The 2,654-nt window shown below is 52.2% G+C and carries 5 protein-coding genes; 2 read left to right on the top strand and 3 right to left on the bottom strand.

Going from position 1 to position 2,654, the window contains the following annotated elements:
- The 3 genes from RJ38_RS18830 to RJ38_RS06885 all read right to left on the bottom strand — a co-directional run.
- Positions 1–231: transposase (locus tag RJ38_RS18830; RefSeq protein WP_039017917.1), on the bottom strand; the 231-nt coding region annotated here is incomplete at its 3' end.
- 17 nt (positions 232–248) lie between these two features.
- Complete coding sequence (locus RJ38_RS06890) at positions 249–554, bottom strand: cytochrome b/b6 domain-containing protein (protein WP_082005661.1); 306 nt, start codon at positions 552–554, stop codon at positions 249–251.
- Between the two features lie 100 nt (positions 555–654).
- Positions 655–1,071 carry a hypothetical protein gene (locus RJ38_RS06885; RefSeq protein ID WP_238321660.1) on the bottom strand — a complete coding sequence of 139 codons (417 nt, stop codon included), beginning with the start codon at positions 1,069–1,071 and terminating at the stop codon, positions 655–657.
- 146 nt (positions 1,072–1,217) lie between these two features.
- Between RJ38_RS06885 and RJ38_RS06880 the strand changes: the two genes are divergently transcribed.
- Together RJ38_RS06880 and RJ38_RS06870 are read left to right on the top strand one after the other, a co-directional pair.
- Positions 1,218–1,442, top strand: a complete 225-nt coding sequence (locus RJ38_RS06880; protein ID WP_202903872.1) for a MarR family winged helix-turn-helix transcriptional regulator — start codon at positions 1,218–1,220, stop codon at positions 1,440–1,442.
- A gap of 44 nt (positions 1,443–1,486) precedes the next feature.
- A protein-coding gene (locus RJ38_RS06870) for an IS3 family transposase (RefSeq protein ID WP_156121788.1) occupies positions 1,487–2,616 on the top strand; the annotation gives its coding sequence in 2 pieces (ribosomal slippage) (positions 1,487–1,721 and positions 1,721–2,616; 1,131 coding nt in all).
- The last annotated feature ends 38 nt before the right edge of the window (positions 2,617–2,654 follow it).

Here is a 2,654-nt window from a genome sequence, read left to right as displayed (position 1 = left end):
TTCCTTCATCTGCGCCCGCTCTGACAACGTCAGACCCTCCCGATCTCCTGTCTCAATCGATTGTTTATTAACCCAGTCCCGAAGCGTTTCGGGGCTGCATCCTATCTTCTTCGAAATCGATCTGAAGCACTCAGATCGCGTCCGATAATCCGCTTCATTCTCAAGCACCAAGCGCACTGCGCGCGCCCGGACTTCTGTTGAAAAACGGTTTCCTGAATTTCCTTTGATCATGACTTATCTTCCAAGCTTTATGATCTCCGGTAAACCCGGTCTGGTTCATGGATCGCTTTCGCTATGAACCTCTGCCAAGCAGGGTCGCCATCCACCGGACGTGGTTTTTGATCGACGCGCCACCACCAGAACATGCGCAGCAGTGTCAGGAGCAGGATCACAATACCCAAGGGAACATGAAACATCAGGATTTCTTCTTTGGCAGCGCTGTCAGTCATTGACGCAGCCCTGAAGCCGGAGCCTAGCAGGGCGAGAATGAAGATTGCGCTCAGCCAGTGGATGGTGATGGCAACCGATCCATATTGGGTTGGGGTGCTTTTCATATGACTTGCCTCCTAGTTCCGATAGACTCAGCCTACTGACCGGTGATTGCTGCGCGATAGGCGCGGGTGACTACATAGCCGCTAAGAAATTCTTCCCGCGTCAAGAATGCATCGTCGTTTTTATCGGCACGGCGGAAGTCCCACACCATCGACTTATGATACTCACGCCGCTCGATCTCGCCGTCACCGTCGTGGTCCCAAATTGCAAAAATATATTTTGTGCGGTTTCATAGGCACGTTCTTGGCCCGCATCTTCGGCGATGATACTGAAACCGAAGTCCCATGCAGTGAACTCGCCTAGATCAATTGATCCGCTTTCATCAGAGCCCATTGACACGAAGATGTCCTGACCGAAATTGACGAATTCACCCATATCCGCAGCGCCAGCTGGGTTATCCTCAATCGATCCGTAGATCAGTTCTGAAAGTTCACGACCGGGTGTCGCCTCGTCCGATTGAGCCAGTCCAGCGCTTGGGAGAGCCAGCAGCAGTGCGCAAGTTGCTGTTAAAGTTCTCATCTATACGTCCTCATTGATTCGCATTGCATAGCAAGCTATATACCATTGCATAGCAAGCTATATACCATTGCATAGCAAGCTATATACTATTGCATAGCAAGCTATACACTATTACATAGTTAGCTATGCAATGCTAAACAGCAACTATGGAATTTGATCGCATGAACTCCGCAGGATATCTCGTGAACAACATGGCCCGCTTGCTTGCCGAGATGCTCCGCAAGCGCATCGCCCCCCTTGGTGTCGTCCCGGGGCAGTTTCCGGCGTTGCTTGCGCTATGGGAAAAGGATGGTTTGACCCAAAAAGAGCTGCTGGCCAAGCTGGATATCGAACAGGCCACACTCGCAAATACTGGTCTTGTCCCGGTTTAGTTCCGGTCTCTTTTGAGCAATGTTTGCTATGAAGGAGATTGAGAATGGCAACGAGATACACTGACGAGTTTCGCCGTGATGCAGTGCGTATCGCAACGACCAGTGGACTGACACGACCACAAGCGGCTTCTGATTTGGGGGTTGGGCTTTCGACGCTGAACAAGTGGGTCCAAAAGCATCAGTATGATGACCTGATGTCGGGTCCTCACGAAGACGTTGAGAAAGAGAACGAACGCCTTCGCAAGGAAGTCCGGCTGCTGCGAGAGGAGAGGGAAGTATTAAAAAAGGCGGCGATCTTCTTTGCAGGCCAAAGCCGGTGAGGTTCGCCTTCATTGACGCCTGGAAAGAAGTTTGGTCCGTGGAATTTCTCTGCCGTATCATGCAGGTCACATCGCGTGGTTATCGTGCGTGGCGGGCTCGCCCGATGAGCCAGCGGCAGCGAGGCGATATGGTTATTCTGGCGCATATCCGAGAGCAACATCGTCTGAGCCTGCATAGCTATGGTCGACCACGCATGACCGCAGAATTGCAGGAAATGGGGCTGAGGGTTGGGCACCGCCGGATTGGCCGCCTAATGCGCATGAACGGCATCAAGACCGTCAGGACCCAGAAATACAAGGTGACCACGGACAGCAACCATGCGTTCAACATCGCGCCCAACTTGCTGGATCAGGATTTTTCTGCCGATGGGCCAAATCAAAAATGGGCGGGTGATATCTCGTACATTTGGACCAGCGAGGGTTGGCTCTATCTGGCGGTGATCTTAGATCTCTATTCTCGGCGCGTCATCGGCTGGGCTGTCAGTAATCGTATGAAGCGAGATCTGGCGATCCAGGCGTTGGACATGGCCGTGGCCATGCGACAACCTCCCAAGGGCTGCATTCACCACACAGATCGTGGAACGCAATACTGCTCACATGACTACCAGAAGCGGTTGTCAAAGCATGGCTTCAAAGTCTCGATGAGCGGAAAAGGAAATTGCTACGACAATTCCATGGTGGAAACGTTCTTCAAATCGCTCAAGGCAGAGCTGATCTGGCGCAACCGCTGGGAAACCAGACGCCAGACTGAAGGGGCCATCTTCCAGTATATCAATGGGTTCTATAATCCACGACGGCGTCATTCATCGTTAGGTGGCAAAAGCCCCTTGGCCTTCGAACGAAAGGCTGCCTAAATGAGTTGAGAGACCGGAACGTAACCGTGACAAGACCA

The sequence above is a fragment of the Halocynthiibacter namhaensis genome, assembly GCF_000812685.1.
Classification (GTDB): domain Bacteria; phylum Pseudomonadota; class Alphaproteobacteria; order Rhodobacterales; family Rhodobacteraceae; genus Halocynthiibacter; species Halocynthiibacter namhaensis.
This window is presented reverse-complemented; position numbering and strand designations above follow the sequence as displayed.

Coding starts and splice junctions, on each gene's coding strand:
- RJ38_RS06890 (WP_082005661.1), bottom strand. CDS start 554: ATGAAAAGCACCCCAACCCAATATGGATCGGTTGCCATCACCATCCAC.
- RJ38_RS06885 (WP_238321660.1), bottom strand. CDS start 1,071: ATGAGAACTTTAACAGCAACTTGCGCACTGCTGCTGGCTCTCCCAAGC.
- RJ38_RS06880 (WP_202903872.1), top strand. CDS start 1,218: ATGGAATTTGATCGCATGAACTCCGCAGGATATCTCGTGAACAACATG.